This is a genomic window from Devosia sp. CAU 1758 (assembly GCF_054482695.1).
In genome coordinates, this window is sequence record NZ_JBTLRJ010000001.1 from 222,659 (window position 1) to 246,965 (window position 24,307).

The 24,307-nt window shown below is 62.8% G+C and carries 21 protein-coding genes, 1 tRNA gene and 2 pseudogenes; 7 read left to right on the top strand and 17 right to left on the bottom strand.

Annotated features, from left to right (window positions below):
• Positions 1–12 precede the first annotated feature (12 nt).
• Genes fliN through fliF form a run of 4 tightly spaced genes read right to left on the bottom strand, consistent with a single transcriptional unit; the run spans position 13 to position 3,734 of the window.
• Positions 13–357, bottom strand: coding sequence for a flagellar motor switch protein FliN (gene fliN, locus ACXYMS_RS01100; RefSeq protein ID WP_458903183.1), 345 nt, complete (start codon positions 355–357; stop codon positions 13–15).
• Positions 354–1,010 carry a FliH/SctL family protein gene (locus tag ACXYMS_RS01105; RefSeq protein WP_458903184.1) on the bottom strand — a complete coding sequence of 219 codons (657 nt, stop codon included), beginning with the start codon at positions 1,008–1,010 and terminating at the stop codon, positions 354–356. The genes fliN and ACXYMS_RS01105 overlap by 4 nt, the downstream gene beginning before the upstream one ends.
• A gap of 4 nt (positions 1,011–1,014) precedes the next feature.
• Positions 1,015–2,100, bottom strand: a complete 1,086-nt coding sequence (gene fliG / locus ACXYMS_RS01110) for a flagellar motor switch protein FliG (protein ID WP_458903185.1) — start codon at positions 2,098–2,100, stop codon at positions 1,015–1,017.
• A 5-nt stretch (positions 2,101–2,105) separates the two neighbouring features.
• Positions 2,106–3,734 carry a flagellar basal-body MS-ring/collar protein FliF gene (fliF, locus tag ACXYMS_RS01115; RefSeq protein WP_458903186.1) on the bottom strand — a complete coding sequence of 543 codons (1,629 nt, stop codon included), beginning with the start codon at positions 3,732–3,734 and terminating at the stop codon, positions 2,106–2,108.
• A 156-nt stretch (positions 3,735–3,890) separates the two neighbouring features.
• Here fliF and ACXYMS_RS01120 point away from each other — a divergent pair, with 156 nt between their 5' ends.
• Complete coding sequence (locus ACXYMS_RS01120) at positions 3,891–4,511, top strand: glutathione S-transferase family protein (RefSeq protein WP_458903187.1); 621 nt, start codon at positions 3,891–3,893, stop codon at positions 4,509–4,511.
• Positions 4,512–4,592: 81 nt separating this feature from the next.
• Here ACXYMS_RS01120 and sciP read toward each other — a convergent pair whose 3' ends face one another.
• From sciP to ACXYMS_RS01135, 3 genes are all read right to left on the bottom strand, one after another.
• Positions 4,593–4,871 carry a CtrA inhibitor SciP gene (sciP, locus tag ACXYMS_RS01125; RefSeq protein WP_035085775.1) on the bottom strand — a complete coding sequence of 93 codons (279 nt, stop codon included), beginning with the start codon at positions 4,869–4,871 and terminating at the stop codon, positions 4,593–4,595.
• Positions 4,872–5,056: 185 nt separating this feature from the next.
• The gene (locus ACXYMS_RS01130) at positions 5,057–5,761 is read right to left on the bottom strand and encodes a flagellar hook assembly protein FlgD (RefSeq protein ID WP_458903188.1); all 705 of its coding nucleotides are present in this window, start codon (positions 5,759–5,761) and stop codon (positions 5,057–5,059) included.
• A 12-nt stretch (positions 5,762–5,773) separates the two neighbouring features.
• Positions 5,774–7,447, bottom strand: coding sequence for a flagellar hook-length control protein FliK (locus tag ACXYMS_RS01135; RefSeq protein WP_458903189.1), 1,674 nt, complete (start codon positions 7,445–7,447; stop codon positions 5,774–5,776).
• A gap of 256 nt (positions 7,448–7,703) precedes the next feature.
• Between ACXYMS_RS01135 and mnmA the strand changes: the two genes are divergently transcribed.
• The gene (gene mnmA, locus ACXYMS_RS01140; RefSeq protein ID WP_458903190.1) at positions 7,704–8,855 is read left to right on the top strand and encodes a tRNA 2-thiouridine(34) synthase MnmA; all 1,152 of its coding nucleotides are present in this window, start codon (positions 7,704–7,706) and stop codon (positions 8,853–8,855) included.
• Positions 8,856–8,884: 29 nt separating this feature from the next.
• Here the strand turns inward: mnmA and ACXYMS_RS01145 are convergent, their stop codons facing one another.
• On the bottom strand, positions 8,885–9,073 hold the full coding sequence (locus ACXYMS_RS01145; protein ID WP_458903191.1) for a hypothetical protein: 189 nt from the start codon (positions 9,071–9,073) through the stop codon (positions 8,885–8,887).
• A 112-nt stretch (positions 9,074–9,185) separates the two neighbouring features.
• Between ACXYMS_RS01145 and ACXYMS_RS01150 the strand changes: the two genes are divergently transcribed.
• The gene (locus tag ACXYMS_RS01150) at positions 9,186–9,740 is read left to right on the top strand and encodes an RNA polymerase sigma factor (RefSeq protein WP_458904568.1); all 555 of its coding nucleotides are present in this window, start codon (positions 9,186–9,188) and stop codon (positions 9,738–9,740) included.
• Positions 9,737–11,734 (top strand): vWA domain-containing protein, encoded by a 1,998-nt coding sequence (locus tag ACXYMS_RS01155; protein ID WP_458903192.1) that lies wholly within the window; start codon positions 9,737–9,739, stop codon positions 11,732–11,734. Before ACXYMS_RS01150 ends, ACXYMS_RS01155 begins: the two co-directional genes overlap by 4 nt.
• Positions 11,735–11,822: 88 nt before the next feature.
• On the opposite strand, the gene ACXYMS_RS01160 is transcribed toward ACXYMS_RS01155, so the two are convergent.
• Positions 11,823–12,773: a ring-cleaving dioxygenase gene (locus ACXYMS_RS01160; protein WP_458903193.1), complete on the bottom strand. Its 951-nt coding sequence runs from the start codon at positions 12,771–12,773 to the stop codon at positions 11,823–11,825.
• 263 nt (positions 12,774–13,036) lie between these two features.
• Here ACXYMS_RS01160 and ACXYMS_RS01165 point away from each other — a divergent pair.
• Both ACXYMS_RS01165 and ACXYMS_RS01170 read left to right on the top strand, forming a co-directional pair.
• Positions 13,037–13,113, top strand: a tRNA-Met gene (locus ACXYMS_RS01165).
• A 247-nt stretch (positions 13,114–13,360) separates the two neighbouring features.
• Positions 13,361–14,122, top strand: a complete 762-nt coding sequence (locus ACXYMS_RS01170; RefSeq protein ID WP_458903194.1) for a hypothetical protein — start codon at positions 13,361–13,363, stop codon at positions 14,120–14,122.
• A gap of 292 nt (positions 14,123–14,414) precedes the next feature.
• Here ACXYMS_RS01170 and ACXYMS_RS01175 read toward each other — a convergent pair whose 3' ends face one another.
• The 3 genes and pseudogenes from ACXYMS_RS01175 to ACXYMS_RS01185 form a co-directional block, all read right to left on the bottom strand.
• Positions 14,415–15,713, bottom strand: coding sequence for a flavin-dependent oxidoreductase (locus ACXYMS_RS01175; protein ID WP_458903195.1), 1,299 nt, complete (start codon positions 15,711–15,713; stop codon positions 14,415–14,417).
• Between the two features lie 111 nt (positions 15,714–15,824).
• Positions 15,825–16,292: a DUF3237 domain-containing protein gene (locus ACXYMS_RS01180; RefSeq protein WP_458903196.1), complete on the bottom strand. Its 468-nt coding sequence runs from the start codon at positions 16,290–16,292 to the stop codon at positions 15,825–15,827.
• Between the two features lie 87 nt (positions 16,293–16,379).
• Positions 16,380–17,206 (bottom strand): annotated as a pseudogene (locus ACXYMS_RS01185) (GMC family oxidoreductase); the annotation flags it as partial.
• On the opposite strand from ACXYMS_RS01185, the pseudogene ACXYMS_RS01190 reads away from it, so the two are divergent.
• Positions 17,195–18,109 (top strand): annotated as a pseudogene (locus ACXYMS_RS01190) (aldehyde dehydrogenase family protein); the annotation flags it as partial. The pseudogenes ACXYMS_RS01185 and ACXYMS_RS01190 overlap by 12 nt on opposite strands.
• A gap of 23 nt (positions 18,110–18,132) precedes the next feature.
• Here the strand turns inward: ACXYMS_RS01190 and ACXYMS_RS01195 are convergent.
• The 5 genes from ACXYMS_RS01195 to ACXYMS_RS01215 form a co-directional block, all read right to left on the bottom strand.
• Entirely contained in the window at positions 18,133–19,872 is a 1,740-nt protein-coding gene (locus tag ACXYMS_RS01195) for a hypothetical protein (RefSeq protein ID WP_458903197.1), read from the bottom strand.
• Positions 19,869–21,011 (bottom strand): protein-glutamate methylesterase/protein-glutamine glutaminase, encoded by a 1,143-nt coding sequence (locus tag ACXYMS_RS01200; protein ID WP_458903198.1) that lies wholly within the window; start codon positions 21,009–21,011, stop codon positions 19,869–19,871. The genes ACXYMS_RS01195 and ACXYMS_RS01200 overlap by 4 nt, the downstream gene beginning before the upstream one ends.
• A gap of 8 nt (positions 21,012–21,019) precedes the next feature.
• Positions 21,020–21,838 (bottom strand): CheR family methyltransferase, encoded by an 819-nt coding sequence (locus ACXYMS_RS01205; protein WP_458904569.1) that lies wholly within the window; start codon positions 21,836–21,838, stop codon positions 21,020–21,022.
• Between the two features lie 109 nt (positions 21,839–21,947).
• A complete protein-coding gene (locus tag ACXYMS_RS01210; protein WP_458903199.1) occupies positions 21,948–22,409 on the bottom strand; it encodes a chemotaxis protein CheW in 462 nt (153 codons plus the stop codon).
• A 9-nt stretch (positions 22,410–22,418) separates the two neighbouring features.
• On the bottom strand, positions 22,419–24,254 hold the full coding sequence (locus ACXYMS_RS01215; protein ID WP_458903200.1) for a methyl-accepting chemotaxis protein: 1,836 nt from the start codon (positions 24,252–24,254) through the stop codon (positions 22,419–22,421).
• Between the last annotated feature and the right edge of the window lie 53 nt (positions 24,255–24,307).

A 24,307-nucleotide genomic window follows, 5' to 3' on the forward strand; every position in this document is an offset into this window, starting at 1 on the left:
TCGAGAACTCCCTTATTGCGGCTTGATGATTTCGGTCATGGTGACGCCGAGCCGATCCTCGACCAGCACGATTTCGCCACGCGCGACCAGGCGGTCATTGATGAAGATTTCCACGGCCTCGCCGACCTGGCGGTCCAGCTCGATAACGGTGCCGGTATCGAGCTTCAAGAGGTTGGAAACCGGCATCTTGGTTCGGCCCAGAACCACCGAGACGCGGACCGGGACGTCGAACACGGCCTCGAGGTCAGCGGCAGAGCGCTCGATATAGCCCTCACCACGCGGGTCGCGATCGGGCGCGGCCATCTCATCAAGATCCAGACCTTCGGCCGCGGTGATGTCGTCTTCGGGATCGGTCATGAACCGTTCTCCTTTTGCTGTCCGCGCATGCGGGAAGCGAGATAGGTGGCGATCTGGCGATCGATCTGGCGCGATGTGTCGGCGATATCGCGCACGAGCCCGCCATCGACCCATTCGAGCCTTCCGTCGCCAAGGCGAATCTCGGGGTCTCCCATGACCACCAGGCGTCCCGCAAAGCCGGCATGCGCCATCTGCCCGGTCGCGGTGTCGCGGATGGCATCGGCCAGGTCAGGATGGCAGCGAATGACCAGATGCGGCACGCCGGTGAGGCTGGGCAGGCATTCGGCCACAAGAGCCTCGAGCTCGCCAAGGGGAAAGCGCGCCACCAGGTGTAGCGCCAGCTTGCGCCCGACACTGAGAGCCAGCTCGACGGCCTCCTGATGGTGTTCGTTGCGGGCCTCGTCGAGCGCCACGGTCATCTTGGCAGACTGGGTGGCCAGGCTGCCGGCGGCGGCGGCGATGGCCTGGGCCGCCATGGAGGCCGCATTCTGCTCGCCGGCCCGCAGTCCCTCGGCATAGGCCTCCTCGCGGGCATTGGCGATCAGCTGGGCCACGACATCCTCGGGGATGGTGGGAACGGGCGGCGGCGCCGCCTTGCGGGCGCCGCGGGGTTCGAGATCGAGATCGAAGGTGAAGCGTGCAGGGCTTGTCATGGCATCACGCGATCATCTGGTCGTCGGACTTGGTCTTGAGGATGATGATGTCACCCTTGGCGGCAAGATCCTTGGCGGTGGCGACCATGCGGGTCTGCGCCTCGTCCACATCCTTGAGGCGGACCGGCCCCATGCCCTGCATGTCGTCCTGCAGCAACTTGGCGGCGCGACCGGACATGTTGGTGAAGAAGGATTCCTTGACCTGGTCGTTGGCGCCCTTGAGGGCCAAAGCGAGGTCGCGTTTGTCGAGCTTGGACAGCAGGGTCTGGATGGCCTGCATGTCCAGGCGAGCCAGATCCTCGAAAGTGAACATGAGCTGCTTTATGCGCTCGGCATCGTCACGGTTGGCCTCTTCCAGGCTGGTGATGAAACGCGCTTCGGTCTGGCGGTCGAAGGCGTTGAAGATTTCGGCCATCTGCTCATGGCTGTCGCGGCGCTTGGTATGGTTGAGCGTCGACATGAACTCGGTCCGGAGGGTCATCTCGATTTTTTCGAGAATTTCCTTCTGCACCGGGTCGAGACCGAGCATGCGCGCCACCACGTCCATGGCCAGCTCCTCGGGCAGCACGGCAAGCACCTTGGAGGCGTGCTCGGTGGCGATCTTTGAGAGCACTACGGCGATAGTCTGAGGATATTCGTTCTTGAGATAGGCGGCCAGCACGTCGGCCTGCACATTGGAAAGCTTTTCCCACATGTTGCGGCCGGCCGGTCCGCGAATTTCCTCCATGATCGCATCGACCTTGTCGGCCGGCAGGAAGCTCAGCAACAGGCGTTCGGTGGAATCGGTATTACCCGAGAGCGAGCCATTGGAGGACACGCTGGTGACGAATTCTATCATCAGGTCGTCGAGCATTTCCTGGGTGATTGGTCCCAGGCGCACCATGGCGCGACTGAGTTGCTTGACCTCCAGTTCGTCCAATTCGTCAAAAATGGGCCTGCCATAGTCGGGGCCGAGCGCCAGCAGCAAGGCTGCGGCCTTCTCGTCGCCTTTGAGGACGCGCTGCTCGGCGGAGGCGCCGATCTGCAACTGCGCGCCAACTGTCCCTGGGATAGCGGTGCCGTCATCGTTGGATTGGGAAACAAGTGCCATTGTCGTTACGCCGCGCTACCGAGCCAGTCGCGCACAATCAGCGCGGCCTGCTTGGGGTTTTCTTCGACCAGCGTGCCCACGGTCTTGAGGGTCTGAAGCTGTGTCTCGCCCATGGACTTGGCGTTTGTGACCCAGGCGGGGGTCTTGTCGCGGGGGGGCTGTTCAACTTCGGCGATAACCTGGCCATCGGCCCCGAGCACGCCATGATGGCCAATTTCAGCGGCCACGGGCAGGGCCAGCGGCTGGGTCTCGGGGGTCAGGGCCTTCTTGATCAGCGGGCGCATGACGAAGAAGACAAGCGCCAGGGCGATCAGCAGGGTTACGGCCATTTCTGCGCCATTCATCAGGTCGTCGCGGGTAAAGTCGAGGAGGCCAGCTTCTTCGGTGCCGAGCGGAGCCAGATCGGGCCGTTCGGCAAACTGCATGTTGACCACTTCGACACTATCGCCGCGCTCGGCCGAATAGCCCACGGCGGAGCGGACAAGGGTCAGGATCTGGGCAACATCGTCGGCGGAACGCGGGGTGTAGGTCAGATTGCCAGCGCCATCGTCGACATAGGTGCCATCAACCACCACGGCGACCGACAGGCGCTTGACGGCACCGGCCTCGGTCACGGCTGTCTGGGTGGTCTTGGAAATTTCGTAATTGATCACTTCTTCGGTGGACGTGCCCTGCTCGGTCACGCCGTCGGCGCCATTGTTCTGCCCGGCGCCGGGCAATTCATTGGCGACCGTCACTTGGCCATTGGTACCACCGGCAAGGTTCTCGCTCTCACGCGTCTGGGTGGAGCGAACCACCTGGCTTTCCGGGTCGAAGATTTCCTGGGTAGTGGTGGAGCGATTGAAATCGAGTTCCGCCGCAACTTCGACGCGGGCCCGTCCGGCACCGACCACATTGGCCAGCATGTCCTCGACCCGGGTGCGCATGCGGTTCTCGAAGCCGAGGGTGCGCTCGTCATTCTGGCCCGAGATGACGCCGTCAATATCCTCGCCCGTGCCGGAAGCGAGCAGATTGCCCTGGTCGTCGACGATCGAGACGCGACTGGGGGTCAGTCCCTCGATGGCCGATGCCACCATGTGCTGGATGGCACGGATTTCGCCGCTGGAAAGCTCGCCGCGCACCGACAGGACGATAGAGGCGGACGGGTCCTTGCGCTCGCGGCGGAAAAGCTCGCGCTCGGGCAGGACCAGATGCACCCGTGCGCTGTTGATTCGGGTCAGCGAGCCGATAGTGCGGGCGAGTTCACCCTCGAGGGCGCGAACATTATTGATGTTCTGCACGAAGCTCGTGGCACCCAGGGTCGACTGCTCGTCGAAGATCTCGTAGCCAACCTGGCCACGGGTCGGCAGGCCCTCGCCGGCCAGGCTCATACGCATGGCGGTGATCTGGTCGCGCGGCACCAGGATGGTGTCGCCGTCACCGCGTAACTCATAGGGAATGTTGAGAGTTTGCAGTTCGCTGACGATGGCGGAGGAGTCTTCCAGGCTCAGGCCGGAATAGAGCGGGGCAAGGTTCGGCGTTTGCGCCCGCAGGATGAGGAAGCCGAAGAAACCCAGCATCAGCACGGCGACCAGGGCCATGGCGGCAATGCGCGGCAGGCCGATCCGATTGATGAGATTGGTTAGACTTTCCACGCCGCCACTCTGGTCCTATTCACAGCGGTCGATGGAGCCCCCAAGACCGATGGGCAAAAATTACCTAGTGGATGGTAAACAATGTATTAACTGGCTGTTGCAGCTTGCGAATTTAGGCAAGAACTGCCGGTTTCGGTTAGCAAAGGATGAATGGACATGGTGCGGGTACTGGGCCGGGTGACCTCGATCAATGTACGCAAAGTGCTCTGGGCGCTTGATGAACTTGGGGAAAACTATGAGCAGGAGGACTGGGGGCTCCCCAATCGCGACCCGAAGGTGCCGGCGTTTCTCTCGCTCAACCCCAATGCCACCGTACCGGTGATGATTGAGGACGATGGAACAGCGCTTTGGGAAAGCAATGCCGTGCTCGTTTATCTGGCGCAGACGCGGGCCGCCCTGTTGCCGCGCGAACGGCACGAACTCGGGCAGGCTCTGCAATGGCTGACCTGGCAGGCCACCGAGCTCAACGCGCCATGGGGCTATGCGGTAATGGGGCTTTTGCGCAAGATGCCGGGCTTTGACGACCCGCAGAAGATCGCCGATTCCACCGCGCGCTGGACGTCGAAAATGGAGATATTGGAGGCCGAACTGGCCAGAGGGCGCCCGTTCGCCGCCGGGGACAGTTTCAGCATTGCAGATATCGCCTTGGGGCTCTCCTGCCATCGCTGGTTCATGACGCCATTCGACAAGAAGCCGATGCCCGCTGCGGAGGACTATTACGAGCGCATGCGGGCGCGGTCTGCAGGGGCGCGTTGGATGCCGCAGGACTATGGGTAGTGGATGGCTGCAAACACAAACCCGCCGGATCGCTCCGACGGGTTTGACTGATTGTCACCGGGTTCCTCTTCAGGGATGGCCTTAGCCTTCTCTGTAGTGCTGGATCCAGGTGGTCCTGAGACCGGCAAGGCCATGCTTGTCGATGGCGGCCTGCCAGTTGAGGAATTCATCCACGCTGAGCGTGTAACGCTCGCATGCTTCTTCGAGACTAAGCAGACCACCGCGGACGGCAGCAACAACTTCAGCCTTGCGGCGGATGACCCACCGTCTCGTATTGGCAGGCGGAAGGTCCGCTATGGTTAGCGGGCTGCCGTCTGGGCCAATAACGTACTTCACGCGAGGACGCATCTGTACGGTCATTTTACTCTCTACTCAAACCTGACCATATGACCGGAGAGTAGGGTAGTGAGCTTAAAATACCCCTAAGGGGAAACTTACAACAGGTTAAGAAACGCCAGCCGTTTCAATCAATTGCGTCGGACTGTAAAAGCAAGGCGGCGGCTCCGGGAAGCCGCCGCCTGCTATGGAAATACGATACCGGCAGATCAGGCTGCCGGCTCTTCGTCTTCGTCACCATCGGGCGGGGGGGCGCTGTCAACCAGCCTGATATTGGTGACGTCCGACAGCGCCACCTTGTTCTTGCCCACGGTAAGCATTGGTTCTGGACCGGAGAAGTCGACGGCAGTCACGATGCCCACCGAGGAGGTGGACACCTTGATGGTGTTGCCGGACAGATTGGTGCCCTTGATGTCGATCGTATAGATGCCGTCGGGCTTCTTGGCGCCGTCTGAGCCAATGCCATCCCAGAGGAAGGTGCCCGGACCCGCGTTGAGCGAACCGGTTTCGGTATAGACGACGCTGCCCGCCGCGTTCTTGATGGTCACCGTCGCATTGGCAACCGCGGCTTCGGCATTGTAGCCCCAATAGGCGCCGCCATCGACGAGTTCAGCGGTTTCGCCCGATGCCGAGACCTGCTTGCCGATATAGGATACTGCGTCGGCGCGATAACTGTTCTGGGTGTTGAGCAGCAGCGCTTCGAGGAAGTCGTTGGTCTTGAGCTGCTGTTCGACCCCGGTGAACTGTACCAGTTGCTGGGTGAACTGGTTGGTATCCATGGGGTCGAGCGGGTTCTGGTTCTTCAACTGTGTAGTCAGGATCGACAGAAAGGTGTCGAAATTGTCCGCAATGGTCGAACGCGACAGCGAACTGGCCGAAGTATTGGATGATCCGGAAACGCCATCGACAGCCATGGCCGCTACTCCTTACGCAATAATGTTGACGCCGCTGGCCTGAAGGCCGCCGCGGTAGAGATTGACCATGGGTGGAGACTCTTCCCCCCCGGTGCCCTGGCCATTGTCATTGGCCGACAGGCCGGCTTCCGAGCCGTCCTGGCCCTTGCCTTCGCCCATATTGCCCTGCTGGCCGGCAAAGGGGTTCTGCTTGAGGGAGAATTCGAGATTGGTCTTGGAGCTATCCAGACCCGCCTGCTGCAGGGCGCGTTCCAGCCCGCGCTGGTCGCGCTGCATCAGGTCTAGCGTCTCGGATTTTTCCACTGTCAGCCGGGCATTGACCTGGCCGGACTGATCGATGTCGAGCCGCACATCGATGCGGCCCAGTTCGGGCGGATCGAGGCGGATCTGGAAGCGGGTATTGCCGTCCTGTACCTGGCGGGCCAGCTCGAAGGCGATCTGGGGCAGGTTGAGCTGCTGCTGGCTGGTCTGGTAGCCGGCCTGGATGATGCGCGGATTGGCGGCAGCATCGACGCGGGCGGTCGCGGCCTGCTGCACACTGGCATCGGCCGAGGGGCTGGGATTGCCCGATGCATCGGTCGGTGGCGGGGCGGCTGGTCCTGTGTTCGCACGGGGCTCGCGGGGGGCGGTGTCGTAGCGGTTGCGCCCGCCATCGGCTGTCGACTGGTTGTCGGTGCCGCCCTGGCCGGCCGACTTTTCCGAGCCAGCGGATGCGACAGGGGGTGCCGGTGTCCGCTCGGCTGCCTGGCTCGGTTCTGTAGTCTCCGCAGGTTTGCCGGAAAGCACAGGCTCGGTGAGCTTGAGGACAGGCGTTGCCAATACCGGTTCTTCGGGGACAATTACCGGCGCGCCGGTGAGGCCAGCGGCGAAGCGGATGAGCGCGGCTTCGATTTCGGCGTCGAGCGGCTGGCCCGGTGTCATGCCTAGGGCTGCGAGCTTTTCGGCAGAGACCTGGCCGTCTTCGAGCGCGGCCAGCAGGGCGCCAAGCTTGTCGCCCAGGGCTTTCAACTGGGCACTGGCGGTGACGGCATCAGCAGCCTGTTCGGCACCGGTGGCCGGCTGGGCGGTCGCCAGCGATTGTGCCATTGGCGCCAGCAATTGTGTCAATGCACCGGCCAGGCCCGTCTCATCGGCCCCGGTCGTTTCGAGCAGCGCGGCGAAGTCCTCGGGTATGTCGAGAGTATCGATCTCCAGGCCCAGGGCTTCGGCCAGTCCGGCCAGGGCGGCTTCCACATCCTTGAGCAGATCGGGATCGAGCGGCTCACCCTTGTCGAGGCTGGCCTTGAGAGCGCTCAAAGCCTCGACAAAGTCGATTATGGGCTTGGGTTCGGCCGGGACGGCGACCTGCGTCGACAGGTCCAAGGCAGCCGCCATAGCTTCAGCATCGGTGGTGTCGTCCTCCGAGGCATCGCCAAAGCCGCTCTCGAGACCCAGCTTGAACAAGCCAGCCAGGTCCAGATCGGTAAGGGCCTGAGTTGCGGCATCGCCATTGGCCGCGAGACCACCCGGCAGGACCGGAGCCGTCGTCGGAACCGAAGTGGCATTGCCCAGCAGGGCCGCGAACAGGCCCAGCAGGTCGCCTGGCTCGGTGGTCGCGTTCTGCGCATTGGCCTGCTGGCCCGTAAAGACCCTTGCCGACGCGCTGGCGCCACCGGTTCCGCTGATAATCGTCAGATGTGAAGCCACGCCGGGCGCCCCTGAACAAAACACTCATCCGGCCTGTTCAATGCAAGAGCCTTGCCAACTCGACAGAAATCGAAATGTGAAGCCGGAACAATTGGTTATATGAGGGCAAGGGGGATTCATGGCGTCTGGTCATGGCCAGAGCTGCCGGGCGAGCGGCAAAAGCTGCCGGGCGCCGATGGACAGGAGAGGCGCCAGCGCGTAAAACCCCGCCTCACAGTTTCCGCTGGCCCTTGAACCCAACCGGACACGAGAAGAGATGCTGAACTCGCTTGATATCGCCAAGCGCCCAGAGGACACGCGCGTTGTCGTCGCCATGTCCGGGGGTGTGGATTCCTCCGTCGTTGCCGGATTGCTCGCCCGCGAGGGCTATGAGGTCGTGGGGATCACCCTGCAACTCTACGATCATGGCGAGGCCATCCACCGCAAGGGCGCCTGCTGTGCAGGACAGGATATCCACGACGCGCGTAGGGTCGCGGCCACGCTGGGTATTCCCCATTATGTGCTCGACTATGAGGAGCGTTTCAAGAATGCCGTCATCGAGCCTTTCGCCAATGCCTATCAGCAGGGTGAAACGCCGGTGCCCTGCATTGCCTGCAACCAGTCGGTCAAGTTCGTCGACCTGATGACGGTCGCCCAGGAGCTGGGTGCTGATGTGCTGGCGACTGGACATTATGTGCAGACCAGGCTCGGGCAGGACGGCCGCCGCCATCTGTTCCGTCCGGTCGATAATGACCGCGACCAGAGCTATTTCCTGTTTGCCACGACGCAGAGACAGCTCGACTTCCTGCGCTTCCCCTTGGGCGGCATGGGCAAGGCCGAGGTGCGGGCGCTGGCGCGGGAGATGGGGCTCGAAGTTGCCGAGAAGCATGACAGCCAGGACATCTGCTTCGTGCCGCAGGGCAAATATGCCGACATCATCGCCAAGATGCATCCCGAGGCGCTGGCCAAGGGCGAGATCGTCCATATGGACGGACGGGTGCTGGGCGAGCACAATGGCATTGTCCACTATACGATCGGGCAGCGCAAAGGGCTGGGCGTAGCCGCCGGCGAGCCACTCTATGTGGTCAAGCTCGAGCACAAGACGGGTCGGGTGGTCGTGGGTCCGCGCAAAGCGCTCAAGACCCACACGGTGCGTCTGCGCGATGTCAACTGGCTTGGCGGCATGCCGCTGGCCGAAGCCGCCGCGGGGAATGGTGCGCCGGTCGAGGTCAAGGTGCGCTCGACGCGTGGCCCGCAGCCGGCGGTGATCCAGATGCGGGATGGGGCCGTCTATGTGACGCTGGTCAGCGGCGAGTATGGCATCTCGCCGGGGCAGGCCTGCGTCTTTTATGCCGATGACAGCGAAACCACCGAAGTGCTGGGCGGCGGGTTCATCGCCGAGGCCGTACCGCAGGCGCTGGTGGCTTAATTTCTCTCCCATCGGAAGAAAAAGGGCTGCTACTCCCCCTGCAACTGCTCCGCTGTCGGCTCCTTGGCTGCGTTCGAGGCTTCCTTGAGCGCGTTGTAGGAGCCGAGGCCGCCCATCATCATCGAGACAGTGATGACCAGTACCAGCGCGCCCATGGCGAGCAGGAAGATGCGGGTGCGGTTGAGGCCGAAAGGGCCGGGCTTGTCTTCCGTCATCATGGGGCCTTTCCAAGGGAGGAAATAATTCTGTGCGCCGGCCAAAGGACTGGCGCACCTACGTCGTCCTAGTCTCTACAATAGCCCGGAGAGGCAGGACGTGCATGCACAGATGATGGGACTGACCGCCGCACCCCCACCCGATCCTGCCGAGGGACTGACCGAGGCGCTGGTCGTGCGTGCACGCAATGGCGATGGCACGGCCTTTGCCGCACTGATTGCGGACCATTATGACCGTATCTATCGCACCGCCTGGCGCTGGTGCGGCAGCCGTGACGATGCCGAGGACATTGCCCAGGAGGTCTGCGTCAAGATCGGCCAGGCCATTGCCCGGTTCGACGGGCGCAGCGCCTTTTCGAGCTGGGTCTATCGCATCACGCTCAATGCGGTGCGGGATTGGCAGAGGGCAGGGCAGCGCCGGGGGCGTCACTCGAGCGCCTATGCCGAGGTCAGTCCCACCGAAACCGAAGCCGAACAGGAGGCCTCGGCCACGCATGGCCAGATCTGGGCCGCGGTGCGGCAATTGCCGGAAAAACAGCGCGATGCGGTGCTGCTGGTCTATGCCGAAGAGCTGAGCCATGCCGAAGCCGCCAATATCATGGGCATCAAGGAGGCCACAGTCTCCTTCCATGTACACGAAGCCCGCAAGACCTTGAGGGGGCTATTATGAGCTATCCCGAAGACCACGATCCCTTCACCGGGCTGAACAGAACCACACCGCCCGCGCCGCGGGATGAGGCACGCGCCCGGGCGCTGGCCGCGGCCCGCCTGGCGTTCGATGCACAGCAGGATGAAAAACTTTCTTCGGCGACCACCAAAGGATCGGATTGGCGCGACCGTCTCATCTCCATCATCAGCTCCTGGAAAAGGATTTCGATCATGGATATGCGCATTCCCGTCGGCACTGCCGCCATTGCCCTCCTGGTTCTGCCATTGGGCTGGCAGCTCTACAGCTCCACCGCCCTCAGCCCGGTGGACATTGCCGTGCGCCAGCAGGCGCCTCTTGAGTTGGCCGAGATGGACAACGCCGTTGAGGCAGATGCCGACATGGCCAGTGACGCGTTGACCGCAGAGGCAGCGCCCGAGCCGATGATGCTGACCGAAAGCGAAGTGGGCCGCATGGCCGCGCCCAAGATGGTGGTTGGCGCGCCGCCGAGCCCCGCCATGCCGGCGGCACCCGCCGGCGCCATGATGGAGAGCGCGAACCAGTCCATGCCGCTGTCGCAGATGACGCAGCCCAGTGGCGACGCGTTTGCCGATTTCGAGGAGCAACGGCGGATGGTTGCGGCCGAAGATCCGGTCTCGACCTTCTCGCTAGATGTCGATACGGCCAGCTATGCCTATACGCGCCGCATGCTCGAGGATGGCTTCCTGCCGGAGCGCGATGCCGTGCGTATTGAGGAGCTGATCAACTACTTTCCCTATGACTATCCGGGGGCGGAAAGTGCAGCGGTGCCGTTCCAGCCCACTATGATGATTTATCCGACACCCTGGAACGAGCAGACGCAGATCCTGCAGATCGGCATCAAGGGGTTCGAACCCGACGCAGCCGATACCAGCAGCAATCTCGTCTTCCTGATCGATACGTCCGGCTCCATGGACGCGCCGGACAAGCTGCCGCTGCTCAAGCGGGCCTTTGGCCTGTTGCTCGACCAGCTTTCGGGCGACGACACGGTGTCCATCGTCACCTATGCGGGGTCGGCCGGCATGGCGCTGGCGCCGACCTCTGCGGACAACAAGGCCGAGATCATGGCTGCGCTAGACCAGCTTTACGCCGGTGGCAGCACGGCTGGGGCCGAAGGCATTGCGCTGGCCTATCGCCTGGCCGAACAGGCCAGGATCGCTGGCGGCACCAATCGGGTGATCCTCGCCACCGATGGGGATTTCAACGTCGGGATCAACGATCCTGATGCGCTCAAGGACTTCATAGCCATCAAGCGCGACAGCGGCATCGGCTTGTCGGTGCTGGGTTTCGGGCGTGGCAATCTCGATGACGCGACCATGCAGGCGCTGGCCCAAAACGGAAATGGCAATGCCAGCTATATCGGCAGCTTTGCCGAGGCCCGGAAAGTGCTGGTGGAGGAGATTGGCGGAACTCTTCATACCATTGCCAAGGATGTGAAGGTGCAGGTCGAGTTCAATCCGGCGGTGGTGAGCGAATACCGGCTGATCGGCTACGAGACGCGCGCGCTCAATCGCGAGGATTTTAACAATGACGCGGTGGATGCCGGCGATGTCGGCGCCGGAACGACGGTCACCGCGCTCTATGAAATCACCCCGGCCGGTTCTGGCGGGGAGCTGATCGACCCACTGCGCTATGGCGATGCTGCCGACACGGTCGGCAGTGAGGAGATCGGTTTCCTCAAGATGCGCTACAAGCTGCCCGACAGCGATGTCAGCCAGCTGATCGAGGCGCCGGTCAGGGCCGATCTGGCCCATGGCGACATTGCCGAAGCGGGCGTGGATGCCCAGTTCGCCGCTGCCGTTGCTGCCTTCGGACAAAAGCTCAGGGGCAGCGCCTATGGCACCGCGATGAGCTGGTCGCAGATCGAGGCGCTGGCCGGGGCCGGACGCGGGCAGGATGATGGCGGCTATCGCGCCGAATTTGTCGGATTGGTGGAGATGGCGGCGCTGTTGAAGCCCGATGCATCCACTGAAGACTAATGGCGTAGCCGCAATTCTTCCCCATAGGGAAGGTGGCGCGCAGCGCCCAATGAGGGGATGCCTCTCATCGGGCGCTGTGCCTTTACCTCTATTTCAGCGGCTTGAGGCCCGCTTCGATCTGAGCCCGGCGACCTTCGAGGAACGGCGGCAGGGCCAGGGATTCCCCCAGGCTTTCCATCGGTTCGTCGGCGGCAAAGCCGGGGACGTCGGTGGCGATCTCGAACAGGATGCCATTGGGTTCGCGGAAATAGAGCGAGGTAAAATAGAAGCGCTCCACTTCGCCGGACGAGCGGATGCCGAAGCTGTTCACATGCCGCACCCATTCGCGCAGGCTCTCCTGGTCGGACGTGCGGAAGGCGACATGGTGCACGCCGCCGGCACCCGGCCGGGCCTTTGGCAGGCTGGGGTCGACGCTCACATGCAGCTCGGCTGCCGGACCGCCCGGGCCCATCTCGTAGACGAACACTTCGCCATTGCGTTCGCGGGCCGGATAATGCCGGACCTGACGCATGTTCATCACGCGGGTCAGCATGGCCTCGGTCGGCTCCAATACGGGGACTGAGAGGGTGATGGGCCCCAGGCCGATGATCTGCTTGTCGGCGGGAACCGGCGACTTGGCCCAGGGCACGACCTTGTTCTCAGGGTCAACCACCATGCGGAAGCGCTGGCCCTCGAAGTCCTCGAAATCGAGCGAGAGGTGGCCGAAGCGCTCCTTGATGGCGCTGGTGCCCACATTGCTGGCCTGGAGGTGGTCCTTCCACCACTGCAAGGTTTCGGCGCTGTCAACGCGCAGCCCGGTGCGGCCCACGGTGTGATTGCCGCGGGTTTCGCGCATGGTGTTGAAATCGAAGAAGGTCAGGTCAGCACCCGGCGAGGCAACGCCGTCGCCATAGAAGAGGTGATAGGCCGTGGTGTCGTCCTGGTTCACCGTCTTCTTGATCAGGCGCATGCCCATGGTCCGGGTATAGAAGTCAAGGTTCTTCGGGGCGTCGGCGGTTACGGCGGTCAGGTGGTGAATGCCGCCAAGTTCAAGGGTCATTTCCGGTTCTCCCTGGCGGCTCCGAGCAAGCCGGCCATTTTCATGGATAGCGGCGCAACAGGCGCCGTGGTTCGACTGGAAATGTAGGGGAGGCAGCCATTCTTGCCTAGCGAACCAGTTGCAACGCACTGGTGCCGATTATTGAACATTGCCGTCTCGCACCGAGCTGCAGGATTTTCGCACGGCCCCGAACGGCAGCGCTTGACAGAATGAGCCAGCAAACCTTAGTAAAGCGCGCGTCGGCATTGCCGAGTGCCCCTTGGGGCGGAGTAGCTCAGTTGGTTAGAGCAGCGGAATCATAATCCGCGTGTCGGGGGTTCAAATCCCTCCTCCGCTACCAAAATTACTATTATATTTCAGATAGTTAAGTTTCGCAAGCAGCTTCTCTTGGTGGCCGATTGCGACCCCGCTGCTGCGGTCAGTCTGAAACCGACCCCAAAGTGGTCGTCGGCGTTTCCGGATATATTTCCTAGTAGCTGCCTTTCAATTGGCGGAGCATCCAACAGCCTTTAAGGATTGAGGAACTGACCGGAACGACACCAACCCAAGCCGTACGTTCTTGCCATCCATTGCAATGAGGAACGACCGTGATCCGCGAGCGAATTGATCTAGGCAGAGTATTGGCTTTGGTCGTGGCCTGCTCACTGATGTTTGGCACGTGGCCGGTGCAGGCTGACGCCGCCGAGGGAGAACTGTTCTTGGCCAGCGGCAGCACGAAGGTTGTGTTCCCTGAATGCGGCGTTCAGGGAAGCTCCGCCTGTGACTACCCCCTGAGACTAAAGGTTTACAAGGTCGACTGGCGCTTGGGCTCGCCAGTTTCGGAATTGCGAGTTTTGCCGACGCCACTGCTAAGCAAGGTAACTTTTGGCTTAGATGCCGCCCCCGAGGCCTGTCCGCTGTCGAAACTGACGGCACAGATGAGAATCTGGAAAGCGCAGTCAGCGGAGAATCAGGAGCTATTGGCTACGGGCGTGCCGGGGCTCATTGAACCTTGCTTCGCGGGTGGGCTGACCTCAGACTCCGAGCAACTGACAATGTTACTATGGAGGCAGGGCGAGGTTCATGGCTGGATAACATGCCAAGGCCTTAGCTGCTATTTCCAGCTTCATCCTCCCGCAAGCAGCTTCAACGCACCAGAATTGCAGTTTGGGCTGAGAATTGATCTGATATCGTACATTTCCCTGAGCCGCTTCGTCGCGAACTTGGATGAAGTCATTTCCAACCTCATGGCACCAGCTCCCGCAAACATCCTAGAGCAATATCGGCGGCTACAAATCACCGCGCCGTCCCTCGACGGCGTGGCTGCTGCCATGATGCGCGACGCGGACGCCCTAGCCACACTGGAGTGATTGCCTTGCAAACTCTGATGCGGATCTGGCCCTGTCAGTCGTGCGGGCGATGTCGGGATTTGGCTCGGACATTTTTGAAAGCAGCCCGTCTCCAATCCACCCCATTCGCGACGTTAGGCGGCAAAACGACGCTTATCAATCAGGCCGAGAGCCTGGAAATTGTAAAGCGAACATCCTGGGGGGATTGCCGGCAATGGACCTCCGCTACCAGATCTCCCCCATTTGCATTCATGCCTGTTCATCTGATGCGGTGAAATAGGGCATGCCTGCTGCCGGTCGCAGGTTGCGGTGGCTATGCGTCGGCCGGGAGGCGCACCTTTTCACCGGCGCGGATGGTTGGTGGAGCGGCGTTGAGCTGGTCGATGGCAAAGCCGGCCGCCGCCTTGTAGCGGGCCATGAAGTCGGCCCTTTCGTCAGCGGGTACGACGTCGTCAATATTGTCGAATTCGCCGCCGCAGCGTTCGTCCACCAAGTTCAGCAGTCCGAAAGGTCCGGCGCCGCGATTGCGCAAGATCAGTTGCGACACCGCTTCGCGCAGCTTGTCGTCATAGGCGGCAATGGCTGCCCGTGTAACGCCGTGGCGGATCATGCTGGCGCCCAGGACGCGGGCATCGATGATAGCCTGGCTCGCCCCGTTCGAGCCCGTGGGGTACATGGCGTGCGCGGCATCGCCGATGAGCACCACGCTACCGTCATGCCAAGTGTCGATGGGGTCGCGATCGATCATCGGGTTTTCATAGGCCACGTCGGAATTGGCGATGAGATCGGGCACGTCCAGCCAATCATAGGTCCAGCCTTCGAAGTGATGAATGAACTCGCTGATCGGCACCTTGCGGAACCAGCCGCTGTTCTGCCAGCCGCTGGAATTGTCGAGCGTCAGCTCGGCAATCCAGTTGATGGCGGCGAGGCCAGTCACGGGATCTGGATGGGAGATCGGGTACACCACGACGCGGTGGCGATGGGTCCCGAGGCCAATGAAGGAGGAGCCGGTGCGGATGGGCTTGCCGAGCGTGGTGCCGCGCCACATGACGGCGCCGCCCCAACTGATCGGCGGCTGATCGGGATGCATCTGCTGGCGGACATTGGAATGGATTCCATCGGCACCGATCAGCATGCTGCCGCGCGTGCTGGTGTGGGAGCCATCGGCGCGCTCGAGCGAGACCGTGACGCCGCCATCTACGTCATTGCTGTAGCCGACCACCTTGTGGCCGAGCATGACCGAGTGTGCGCCGGCTCGTTCCACGACATGGTCATGGAGCATCATGTGGAGCAGGCCGCGATGCACAGCATATTGAGGCCAGTGATAGCCGGCGCCGATGCCGCGGGGCTCGGAATAGATGTCGTTCCCCTTCAAACCGACCAGCGCCCATTCCCTGGCCGGGATGCCGACCTGATCGAGCGCATCGGCGCCAATGCCCAGGTCATAGAGTTCACGGACGGCATTGGGCTGCAGATTGATGCCAACGCCGAGCGGGGCGAGTTCCCGAACGCCCTCGAAAACGGTGAAGGGCACGCCGATCTGGTGCAGCGTCAGGGCCATGGCGAGGCCACCAATGCCGCCACCGGCAATCAGGACATGAGGATGAGACACGCAGAACTCTCGCTTCCAGGGGAATGGTTCATTCACAGAACCAGTAACGGAGTAACCGCCGTTACTCAACCGATCAGCAGCATTTGCGGTGCTTTTGCCTGATGCCTGGCCTTAGCCCACGGCGTAGAGATCGATCTGTACGCCGCTGGGGCTGCGGGCGCCCGTGCCGACAAACATCAGCCTGTTGATATGGGCATAGCGGGCATCGCTGGTCTGCAGGGTGGCGGTGGTGCGCATGTAGTAGAGCGCTGGGTCCACCTGTTCCCCGGTCGCCATGCGCTTCATGACCTCGGGCGGTGCATGACGAAAGCCGCTATTGTGGATTTCCACGAGGGCGCCATCGTCGGTTTGGAAAGCGTAGTGCGCCGTGAGGGCGGAAAGGCCACCCGTTCCGACATCCTGCCAATCGGCGCCACCAGGCAGGATCGTGCCCTGAAGCTCGGGGCCGCTGACGCGCCCGCCCAGAATGGGAATCATCCGGCGTTCGGCAAAACGGCCGGTTCCGAACAGGAGCGGCGGGGCCACCTCCACTTCAAGGGTGCAGAAGTGCCTCAGCGTCGGGGCGGCAAGGGTCAGCATCGGGTTCCTCCCTGGATGGTCCTCCTGCCTTACCCTTTGCGGGCGCTGCGGGAAAGACCATGCAGTGCGCGGTGCGCGGGGGACGATCTAACGTTGCTGACGAATGAAGTCGGCGGCTCGTTCCGCGATCATGATCACCGGGGAGTTGGTATTGCCCGAGACAATGGTCGGCATGATCGAGGCGTCGACAATCCGCAGCCCCCCAGGCCATGGACCCGCAACTGGGAATCCACCACGGACATGGAATCGGACCCCATCTTGCAGGTGCCCACGGGGTGGAGAATGGTGGTGGCGATGTCGCCGGCCTTGGCCGCCAGTTCTGTGTCGGTGGCGAATTGGGGTCCCGGCAAGACCTCCTCGGGCTCATAGCGGGCGATGGCCCTGGTGCCCATCAGGCCGCGGGCATGCCGGATCGAATTGGCCGCAATATGCCTGTCGGCCTCTGTCGACAGGTAATTGGGCCTGATCTTTGGCGCGGCGCCGGCATCGGGGCTGGCCATATGGATGCTGCCCCGGCTTTCGGGCCGCAGATTGCAGACCGAGACCGTCACGGCATCGAACCGGTGCAGCGGCTCGCCCAGGCGGTCGGTGGATAGCGGCTGCACGTGATATTCGAGATCGGGTGTCTGCATGCGCCGGTCGGATTTGGCGAAGATGCCCAACTGGCTGGGCGCCATCGAGAGCGGTCCGCTACGCCGCAACGCATATTCGAGCCCCATGCCGGCGCGGGTGAAAAGATTGTGGTAGCGCGTATTGAGCGTGCGCGTGTTGCGCACCTTGAAGACGGTGCGGATTTGCAGGTGATCCTGCAGGTTTTCGCCCACGCCATCGAGTTGATGGCGGACTTCGATACCGAGGTCATTGAGGATATCGGCTCGCCCGATGCCCGAAAGTTCAAGCAGCCCCATGGCATTCTCAATGTCGTGCATGGCGGCAAGGACGTCGTCGATGGCATCCTGGCTCACGAAAAGATCGAGGCGATCAGTTTTGTCGGCTCGACCCCGATTGCCCGCTATGTCTATGGGGCTGCGGCAGCGAATGGCAAGCGCGTGCAGGCGTTTGGCGGCGCGAAGAACCACATGGTCATCATGCCTGACGCGGATATGGACAAGGCCGCCGACGCCCTGATGGGTGCGGGATATGGCTCGGCGGGGGAGCGCTGCATGGCGATCTCGGTGGCCGTTCCCGTAGGGGATGGGACCGCAGACCGCATCGTTGCGGCGCTCAAGCCCCGCATCGAAAAGCTCAGGATCGGGCCTGCCACCGACAGCGCCTCGGAAATAGGCCCCGTTATCACCAGGGCCAGCCAGCAGCGGATCAACGCGTTGGTCGACAAGGGCATCGAACAGGGTGCAGAGCTGGTCGTCGATGGTCGCGGTTTCTTGCATCAAGGCTATGAGAATGGCTATTTCGTCGGGGCGAGCCTCTTCGACCGCGTGACCCCCGACATGGACATCTACAAGGAAGAGATCTTCGGTCCCGTGGTGAGCGTCGTGCGTGCCCAGAGCTATGAGGATGCGCTGAACCTGGTCATCGACAATCCCTATGGCAATGGCACGGCGATCTTTACCCGTGATGGCGACGCGGCGCGGGACTTTGCCGCCCGGGTCAATATCGGCATGGTGGGGATCAATGTACCGGTGCCGGTGCCGCTGGCCTATCACAGCTTTGGCGGCTGGAAGGCCAGTGCCTTTGGCGATCTCAACCAGCATGGCACCGACGCGATGCGGTTCTGGACCCGCATCAAGACCGTCACGGCACGCTGGCCCGGCGGCAACAAGGACGGCGCGGAATTCCAGATGCCGATCATGCGATAAGCGTGTTGCGTCTGGCCGCCCCTCTAGAGCATGAAGTCGGCGAGATCCATATTCGTTTCTGCTGCGGCATCGTCATTGGCCGGCGGCCCAGCAACTTGTGACTTGGGGAACAACAGATCATGTGCCCGGCGTTCGGCTTCCATCGTATAGGTCTTGCGCAGCCCGGCCATTACCTCGGCCAGTGATGGGGAGAGGCTAGTGGGCGAGGGGCTGTTCGAGAGGGCCGCAACCGACATGGCGATGTCGTCCAGGGTCTCGGCCATGGCCGACTGGCCCGAGAGACAGGAAGCGGCATGTTCAAGCAGTTTGATGACCTTGGGGCCATCCTTGTGCAGGCGGGCGAGGGCAGCGGCCATGTGCTGGTCGAGCTGCGACAGGATATCGAGCGCCAGATTGGCCTGGACTTCGAGTTCGCCAACCTGGCCAGTGCCGTGGCCGGAGGCGGCGCCGAAGGATCCCGCAAGGGTGGACGATTCGCCCAGGCGCGTCATCGCGGCCTCGGCGGCCACCACTGTTTCGCTGGTCAATTCGCGCAGTTGCGAGGCGATCACGGTCAGCGAGGCGCCACGCGGCCCCAACTGGGCGCAGCGCACGGCGGCGTTGAGGCTGACAAGGCGCATATTGGCTTCGATTTCCTGGACGGCTTCGACATGTTCGAGCAGTACGCGCACCGTTTCCTGTACGGCGGCCGCTACGACTTCGAGCTTGGCGCGCTCGACTTCGAAGTCGGCCAGGATGGTCACGGCGGTCCGCAACTGCGCTGAAAGGCTGGCAATGGCCGAGCTTTTGCCCCTGTCGTCGCCATCGAAGTCACGGCTGCGGTCCATGATCGTGCCGGCATCGGCGGCAAGGGCCGAAAGGTCGGTTTCGGCCTGCTCGACCTCCTGGGCAAAACTGGCGGCAATCTGGGTGAGCTGGGTATGTTGCAGCGTCGTGATGGCAGAAAAGGCTGCACCCTGATCGTCAGTATCGAGCGTCTGGCCCATCACCGATCGCCCATCCATCAGGTCAGCCAGCGTCGCGAGGCCCGCTTCGACATGCTCTATGCGCTGGCGCGTTGCGTCGCCGACCTGCAGGGCCATGACGGCGCTGCCGATGCGGCCAACGATCTGGCGCGACACGCGGCCAGTCTCGGCACTACTCTCCAGCGCCGCGCTTCGTTGCTGCCCGAGGGCTAGGAGGGTGGTGGCAAGGCTTGAACCGAGCTGGGAGAGCGTATGGGCGTGCATGGTCTCGAAACGGGCCCGCTGGCTGGCAGCGCGGTCCACTTCCGAAGTCAGCTGCCGATAGACTTGGGCAAAGTCCTGGATGGTCTGATTGGCTGAGTCCGAAAGCGTGGCAATGTCGGTGGTGAAGACATCGAAATCATCACTGTCGCCGACAATGCCGGCGGCGGTTACACGGGCATTGACCGAGACGATGCCCATCATCTTGACGGCCCGCTTGAGGTCGGAAATGGGGCCGCTGGCGGCGGCGACCACCTCGACGAGTCGGGCCAGGTCGGCCTTTTCCTGCCCGAATGTCGCAGCAAGCTGCTCCGCGCGGGCTGCCACGGCGCTCAGATGGCTGCTGGCCTCATCGACCTCGGCGCTTCCAAGGGTTTCGGGCAGCGCCTCGAACAGCTTGCTCAGCGTGTTGAGCAGGCCCGCGCCTTCGGTCAGGTGGGCGCCAACCGAAACGAAGGCGTTTTCAATGTCCTGCCGGGGCTGGGTCAGGTCGTCGGCGAGTCGGCGGATAGTCTTTGCGTCGGCTGGATTGTTCACTGGTTTCCTCCCGCGCCGGCCGCGGTTTTGCGGCCAAAGGCGATAATTTCGCCGGCCATTTTGTTGAGGGGCAGGGTGCGGCTGGCGGCACCGCGCTGGATGGCCTCCTTGGGCATGCCAAAGACCACGCAGCTGGCTTCGTCCTGCGCAATGGTGGGGCTGCCCATCTGGCGCATTTCGAGCAGGCCCCTGGCGCCATCGTCGCCCATGCCGGTGAGGATCATGCCCAGGGCATTGCTGCCGGCCGATTGGGCCGTGGAGCGGAACAGCACATCGACAGAGGGACGGTGGCGCGACACGTGCGGGCCGTCCTGGATATTGACCGTGTAGCGCGAGCCGTTGCGCACCAGCAGCATGTGCAGGTTGCCCGGGGCGATCAGCACCTGGCCGGGCTGTACGAGGTCGCCATCCTCGGCTTCCTTGACCCGTACCGCGCAACTCGTGTCGAGGCGACGGGCGAAGGCGGCGGTGAAGTTTTCCGGCATATGCTGGACGATCAGGATGGCGGGGCTGGTGGCGGGCAACGCCTCGAGCACTTCACGTAAAGCCTCGGTGCCGCCGGTGGAGGCGCCGATGGCGACGATCGGGTCGGTGACCGGAAGGCGGGTGATGAGGCTGGCACGACGGGTGTCGGAAATCGGTGGCAGGATGGCGTCGGCGGTCAGCTTGGCTTCGACCTTGACGTCCGGGCTGGGCGTCCGAAGGGTCGGTGAGGCTTTGGCCATGCCGCGCATCTTGGCGTGTGCCGCGGCCTTGGCGGCGTCGCAGATGCGCATGCGCGATTCCTGCAGGAACTGGGCGGTGTCGACGCGCGGCTTGGCCACCACATCGACCGCGCCGGCCTCGAGTGCCTGCATGAAGGCATCAGAGCCGTCATGGGCGAGACTGGAGCAGATCACCACCGGTATGGGGCGCTGGGCCATGATCTTCCTGAGAAAGGTGATGCCGTCCATGCGTGGCAGTTCGATATCGAGAAACATCACGTCCGGCACTTCCTGGCGAATGCGCTCGACAGCGACATAGGGGTCGGCGGCGGTGGCCATGACCTCGAGGTCGGGGTCGGCGGAGATGATGTCGGAGAGGGTAGTGCGGACCGAGGCGCTGTCGTCGACAATCAGGACGCGGATTTTCGGGCTCATCGTGGGCCTCAGACCTTCTGGAATACGGCGGGCGCGATCTGACGCATGGTGATCGACGTGCCGATCATGGACTCCGAATGACCAAGAAGAAGATAACCGCCGGGCCGCAGGTGACCGATCAGGCGCGAAATCACTGCGGCCTGATCGGACTTTTCGAAATAGATGAGCACATTGCGCAGGAAGATGATGTCGACGTCCCGGTCATAGGGATAGCTATCATCCATCAGGTTGAGTCGGTCAAAGCGCACTTGGCGCCGCAATTCGGGCGCGATGCGGATCTCGGGGCGGATGCCGGGCCGGCGCGCGTGCAGCAGGTGACGCGACTGCATGCCGGGCGGCACCGGCGCCACCAGCTCTGCGGGGTAAATGGCTCGCCTTCCGGTCTCAAGCACATCGGTTGAAATGTCGGTCCCCAGCACGGCAAAGCGGAAGTCTCGCCTCGCTGCGGCCATGTCAGCCAGCACCATGGCGATGGTATAGGGCTCGGCGCCGGTTGAACTTGCAGCGCTCCAGACCTTGAGCAGGGGCGCGCGTTCCCCGCGTGCGGACAGGAGCGCGGGCACGAGTACTTTTTCCATGCACTCGAAATGCTCGGGCTCACGGAAAAAGTCTGTCTTGTTGGTCGTCACCGCGTTGATCAGGAAGGGCAGTTCCCTTTCGAGGCCATTGTGCCGGAAGAGAAGATCGCCATAGTCGGCGAAGGTTTCCAGTTGCAGGTGACGCAGGCGCCGGCGCAGGCGGCCCTCCACCATCAGGCGCTTGGCGGGCGGCAGCTTGATGCCGACCTGCTTGCCGATCAGCGTGGCGATGCGCTGGTAGTCGCGCATGTCCAGGTGGTCGTCTTCATCGTCAGGCGTGAAATTGCTGGCAGGAAGAGGCACTGGGGTACTCCGGTACGCGGTCATCGGCCGGCCGTGAAGCCGACCAGATGGATGGTCAGGCGGCAACGCCAAGGGTTGCGGTCTCGCCCAACAGGCGGTCGAGATCGAGCACCGTGACAAAGCGGCCATTGCGCCGGCCGATGCCCTTGATGCAGTGCCCGCTCCAGTTGGCGCTGATGGTGGGGGGCGGATCGAGGTCCTCGGCGTCGAGCACGGTGACCTCGAAGACGCGATCGGCGCGCAGGCCGACGGTCAGGAGGCCGTTGGGCCCGTTGACGGACAACACCACGATCCGGGTGTTTTCGGTGTCCGTTGCCGGCTCGATCCCCAGGGTCCGGCGCAGGTCGAGCACGGGGACACCTTCGCCCCGTACATCGATCATGCCGAGCAGGTTCTCGGGCGCCCTGGGCAGGCGGGCAATGGGCCGCATGTCCAGGATTTCCTGCACCTTGGCGACGGGCGCTGCGAACAGTTCGTCGGCAACGCCCAGGGTAACAAATTGCGAGAGTTCGGCCATGGCGCTTTCCTATGCCGCTCCGCGGCGGGTGAAATCGGCGTCCAGGTCGTCCTGGCCGTCATCGAGTGCGATGTCGAAGCCGCCGCTGGTATTTCGTGGCGAAGTGGCACGTGTCGCCTTGGCCTTGGTCATGTGCGGGGCTTTGGCCATCACGGCCTCCCGCATTTTAGCCGCGGGGGCGTCCGACGGCGCCGTGTACTGACGCGCTTGCTCCTTGCCAATGCGGAAGTAGCTGATGGCAGATTGCAGCTGCTCTGCCTGGCTGGCGAGTTCCTCGGAGGTGGCGGACATCTGTTCGGCGGCGGAGGTGTTCTGCTGGGTCACCTTGTCGAGCTGCTGGATGGCGGTGTTGATCTGATTGGCACCGGCATTCTGCTCGCGGCTGCCGGCGGAGATTTCTTCCACCAATTCTGCGGTGCGCTGGATGTCGGGTACCAGCTTGCCCAGCATTTCGCCAGCAGACTGGGCGGCCTTGACCGTGGTGCCGGAGAGCGTCGAGATTTCGGCGGCGGCAGCCTGGCTGCGTTCGGCGAGCTTGCGCACCTCGGAGGCCACCACCGCAAAGCCACGGCCATGTTCGCCGGCACGGGCGGCTTCCACCGCGGCGTTGAGGGCGAGCAGATCGGTCTGGCGGGCGATTTCCTGCACCACCATGATCTTCTCGGCAATGGTCTGCATGGCCGTCACGGCATTGGTGACCGCCTCGCCGGAGGCAATCGCATCGGCCGCGGACTGTCGCGCAATCTTCTCCGTCTGCGTTGCATTATCGGCCGACTGCTTGATGGTCGAGGCCATTTCTTCCATCGAGGCGGAGGCCTCTTCGGTCGAGGAGGCCTGTTCGGTAGCGCCCTGGCTCAACTGCTCGGCAGTAGCCGACATTTCCTGAGAACCGGCGGCGACATTGCGGGCAGCCGCGATGGCGTCGCCCACCACTTCGTTGAGCTTGCGGACCATGCGCTGCAAGGCCAGGCCCAAAGTATCCTTGTCGGACAGCGGGGTGACGCTGACGGTCAAGTCGCCATCGGCGATCTGGTCGGCAATGCTTGCGGTGATGCGCAGATTGGCGGTCATGGCATTGAGAGCATCGACCAGGTCCCTGACCTCATCGGCCGAGGTTACGGTAGCGGTGGCCTCGACGTCGCCCAGCGCCACAGCATTGGCGAGCCCTATGGCCGAGGCCAGATTGCGCTTGATGCCATTGGTGACGAAGACCACGACGGCCACAGCCAAGGCGGTGACAAGCACACTGACGCCGATGATCAGCCAGTTGAGTGTGTTGAAGAGGGCCGTACCTTCGGCGCGCAGTTCCTGGGCAGCTTCTAGCTGGTAATGGGTCAACTCCGAGAGAGCCTCGGTAGTGGGATCGATGGCGGGAAACATGGTGGTAGCAACGAATTGATCCAGCGCCGTGGTATTGCGTGAGCGCAGGATGGTCCTCAGTTCGTCGACCGCTGCGTCGGCGCTGACCTTGGCCGCCTTGACCGTATCGACGATCTCGCTTTCGCGCTCTGTCAGATGCGTGCCGAGAAAGCTGCTCCACTGGGCCTCGATCGTGGCCTCGGCGTCGTCGACATTGACGGCGGCGTCGCTCCAGTCGATGGAGCCGTCCCTGAGCTTATAGGCGGTGTCCACGACCTTGATGGCATAGCCATCGGAAACCATCTTTAGTTGTTCAAGCGGTACGACGCGGTCGTCGTAGATTGAGGTCATGGCATCGGCCATGCTGCCCATGCCGAAATAGCCGACGCCACCAACAATGCCGGCAATGGCAATGCTCGAGGCGAGCTGGATGGCAAGTATCTTGGAGGCAATCGAACGAAATTTGGGTTTTCGGGCGGTGCTCATCACGGTTCCCTTCTGGTGATCGGCCGAACCGGCCGCCATTCTGGCGGCCGGTC